3 protein-coding genes are annotated in these 3,547 nt (G+C 68.8%); all 3 read right to left on the bottom strand.

Going from position 1 to position 3,547, the window contains the following annotated elements; translation table 11 throughout:
* Positions 1-159: 159 nt before the first annotated feature.
* Positions 160-1,833 carry a DUF885 domain-containing protein gene (locus JWN68_RS01725; protein WP_297733756.1) on the bottom strand — a complete coding sequence of 558 codons (1,674 nt, stop codon included), beginning with the start codon at positions 1,831-1,833 and terminating at the stop codon, positions 160-162.
* 48 nt (positions 1,834-1,881) lie between these two features.
* Positions 1,882-2,115: an acyl-CoA carboxylase subunit epsilon gene (locus JWN68_RS01720; RefSeq protein ID WP_297733752.1), complete on the bottom strand. Its 234-nt coding sequence runs from the start codon at positions 2,113-2,115 to the stop codon at positions 1,882-1,884.
* Positions 2,115-3,547, bottom strand: a 1,433-nt coding sequence (locus JWN68_RS01715) for an acyl-CoA carboxylase subunit beta (RefSeq protein ID WP_297733749.1), incomplete at its 5' end; no start/stop codon positions are given. The genes JWN68_RS01715 and JWN68_RS01720, both read right to left, overlap by 1 nt.

The following is a 3,547-nucleotide window of genomic DNA, read 5'->3' as shown; positions in this document are numbered from 1 at the left end:
CCCTCGCGACGACCAGACCGGCACGAATCTCGGCCCAAAATCGGCGCTCCACCTCATAAGGCAACGGTGGTTTGACCATCACAACTCCTCACATCAGAGGTGTTGCATCACTACCTAGAACCGAAGCCTCGAGAATGCGGCCTTGGCACCGCCCTCGCCTCACAACCGGGCGAGGGCCGCCGTGAGCGGGTCGAGACCCACCGATCCGAGATCGAGCGCGGCCCGGTGGAAGGCCTTCAGATCGAAGTCGGCGCCCTGGCGGGCCTGCACCTCGGCGCGGGATTCCAGCCAGATGCGCTCGCCGACCTTGTACGACGGCGCCTGACCCGGCAGGCCGAGGTAGCGCTTGACCTCGAACTGGATGACGTCGTCGTCCATCCGGCAGTGCTGACGCATGAACTCCAACCCGAGCTCCGGCGTCCACGTCTCACCGGGGTGGAACCCGAAGGGGTTGTCCGCAGGGATCTCCAGCTCGAGGTGCATGCCGATGTCGACGATCACCCGGGCCGCGCGCATCGACTGCCCGTCCAGCATCCCGAGCTTGTCCGCCGGGTCGGAGAGGTGGCCGAGCTCGTCCATCAGGCGTTCGGCGTACAACGCCCAGCCCTCGCCGTGGCCGCTGCACCAGCACATGAGGCGCTGCCAGCGGTTCAGGCTCTCCTTGCGGTAGGCCGTCTGCGCGACCTGCAGGTGGTGCCCCGGGACGCCTTCGTGGAAGACGGTGGTGACCTCACGCCAGGGGTGGAACGTCTCGATGCCGTCGGGCACCGACCACCACATGCGCCCCGGGCGCGAGAAGTCCTCCGACGGGCCGGTGTAGTAGATGGCGCCGTCGTTGGTGGGAGCGAGCATGCACTCGATCCGGCGGATCGGCTCCGGTATGTCGAAGTGTGTGTCGCCGAGCTCCGCGATCGTGCGGTCGGCGAGGTCCTGCATCCAGTCACGGAACGCCTCGCGGCCGGTCACGATCCGCGACTCGTCTGCCTCCAGGTGTGCGACGGCCTCGTCCACGCTGGAGCCGGGCAGGATCGCCTCGGCCGTCTCGTCCATCAGGTCGGACAGGCGCTTGAGCTCGGTCCAGCCCCAGGCGTAGGTCTCGTCGAGGTCGACTTCTGCGCCGAGGAAGTAGCGGCTGGCGAGGGCGTAGTGCTCGCGCCCCACGCCTTCCTTGTCACGCCCCTGGGGCTCGAGCTCGTCGGACAGGAACAGCCCGAAGCTGGCGAAGGCCCGGCTGGCGGCGGCAGCATGCGCGAGGAGCGCGGTGTCGTCGTCGGTCTCCAGTCGCTCGACGAGCCCGGTGAAGAAGTCGCCGCCCTCACCTGTCTGGCCGGTCCAGCGGCGTACCTGCTCGGCGACCTCGGCGTACTGCCGGGCCGCGACCACGTGGCCCTTGCGCGCCTCGTCGGACAGCGTGACGCGCAGACCCTCGAGCGCGGAGGGTAGGGCGGCGAGACGCGCACCGATGTTCGCGATGGCCTCCTCGCCCTCGGTCGGCATCAGGTCGAAGACCTCCCTGATCTCATGCAGCCCGCTCCACAGGACCGACATCCGGGAGCGGCCGAGCCCCGCGGCCTCCAGCTCGAGCTCGAGCCGGTTGCGCTCCAGGAAGGCGTCCCGGGCCGAGGCCTCGCGGTCGTCGACCGGGGTGGCCGCCTCGACCGCCTCGACCGCGGCACGCACGAGCGCGATCCGCGCGTCGTAGCCCGCCGGCGAGAAGTCCGTCAACCGGTCGTCGTGGCCGGCGACGCCCACCATGGTGGCGGCGATGGGGTCGAGCGACGTGTAGTCGTCGACGAACTGGTCACACAGGGCGTCAATGCTTCGTGGGGTCACGGAGCCACCCTGCCATCACGCGCGCAGGACGGCGACCGGGAATGCAGGTCAGCGCGGCAGCGCGCTCGCGCGCCAGCCTCCGGGGCCATGGGCGACGGGTCCGCGCATGAGGCGGCCAGGACGCGACCACTCGGGCGTACGCCGAGGCGAACCCTCGCCCCCGCTCGACCCGAGCGAGGAGAAGACCGCGACCAGCGCCGCGATCTCCTCTGGCGTTGCGTCGGCGTTGACGACCGTCAGCAGTGGCACCTCGGCCCTGTCGGAACCCTTGTCGGTGCCCATCAGAGGGGGATGTTCCCGTGCTTCTTCGCCGGCAGCGTCGCCCGCTTCGAGCGGAGCAGGCGCAGCGAGCGGACGATCTCGGCGCGGGTCTCGTGCGGCGCGATGACGGCGTCGATGTAACCCCGCTCCGCCGCGACGTAGGGGTTGGCCAGGGTGTCGTCGTAGTCCTGGACGAGCTCGGCTCGACGCTCGGCTTCCGTCCCGGCCGCGACGGCCTCGGCGATCTCGTTGCGGTAGAGGATGTTGATCGCCCCTTGGGCCCCCATCACTGCGATCTGCCCGGTGGGCCAGGAGACGTTGATGTCGGCGCCGAGGTGCTTGGAGCCCATGACGTCGTAGGCGCCGCCGTAGGCCTTGCGGGTGATCACGGTGATCAGCGGCACGGTCGCCTCGGCGTAGGCGTAGATCAGCTTCGCCCCCCGGCGGATGATGCCGTTGAACTCCTGGTCCGTCCCGGGCAGGAACCCCGGGACGTCGACGAAGGTCAGCACCGGGATGTTGAAGGCGTCGCAGGTGCGCACGAAGCGGGCGGCCTTCTCGGAGGCGTCGATGTCGAGGCACCCGGCGAACTGCATCGGCTGGTTGGCCACGACGCCGACCGGACGACCCTCGACCCGGCCGTAGCCCACGATGATGTTCGGGGCGAACATTGCGTGGACCTCCAGGAACTCCTCGTCGTCCAGCACCGACTCGATGACCGTGTGCATGTCGTAGGGCTGGTTGGCGCCGTCGGGGATCAGCGTGTCGAGCGCCTGGTCGAGCTCGTTGACCTCGAGGTCTGCGGGCTCGTCGAACACGATCGGCTCGTCGAGGTTGTTCTGCGGCAGGTAGGACAGCAGCGCCTTGGTGTACTCGATGGCGTCCTCCTCGTCGGAGGCCATGTAGTGCGAGTTGCCGGACTTCGTGTTGTGGGTGCGGGCGCCGCCGAGCTCCTCCATCGTGACGTCCTCGCCGGTCACCGTGTTGATGACGTCGGGACCGGTGATGAACATCGCGGAGGTCTGGTCGACCATGATCGTGAAGTCGGTGACGGCGGGGGAGTAGACGTGCCCGCCGGCGCAGTTGCCCATGATCAGGCTGATCTGCGGGATGACGCCGGAGGCGTGCACGTTGCGGCGGAAGATCTCGCCGTAGAGACCCAGGGAGACCACACCTTCCTGGATGCGGGCACCGGCGCCCTCGTTGATGCCGATGATCGGGCAGCCGGTCTTGATCGCGAGGTCCATCACCTTGGTGATCTTCTCGCCGTAGACCTCGCCGAGCGAGCCGCCGAAGACGCTGAAGTCCTGGCTGAAGACGCAGACCTGCCGACCCTCGATCGTGCCGTAGCCGGTGATGACGCCGTCGCCGTAGGGCCGGTTCTTCTCCAGGCCGAACGCCGTCGAGCGGTGTCGCGCGAGCTCGTCGAGCTCCACGAACGAGCCCTCGTCGA

It is taken from the genome of Nocardioides sp. (assembly GCF_025964975.1).
Taxonomy (GTDB): Bacteria; Actinomycetota; Actinomycetes; order Propionibacteriales; family Nocardioidaceae; genus Nocardioides.
Note: the sequence above shows the minus strand (reverse complement) of the source record. Positions and strands in the feature narration are given on the sequence as shown.

Bases quoted from the DNA above. Each gene is read 5' to 3' on its own strand.
- JWN68_RS01720 (WP_297733752.1), bottom strand. From the start codon at position 2,115: ATGGGCACCGACAAGGGTTCCGACAGGGCCGAGGTGCCACTGCTGACG.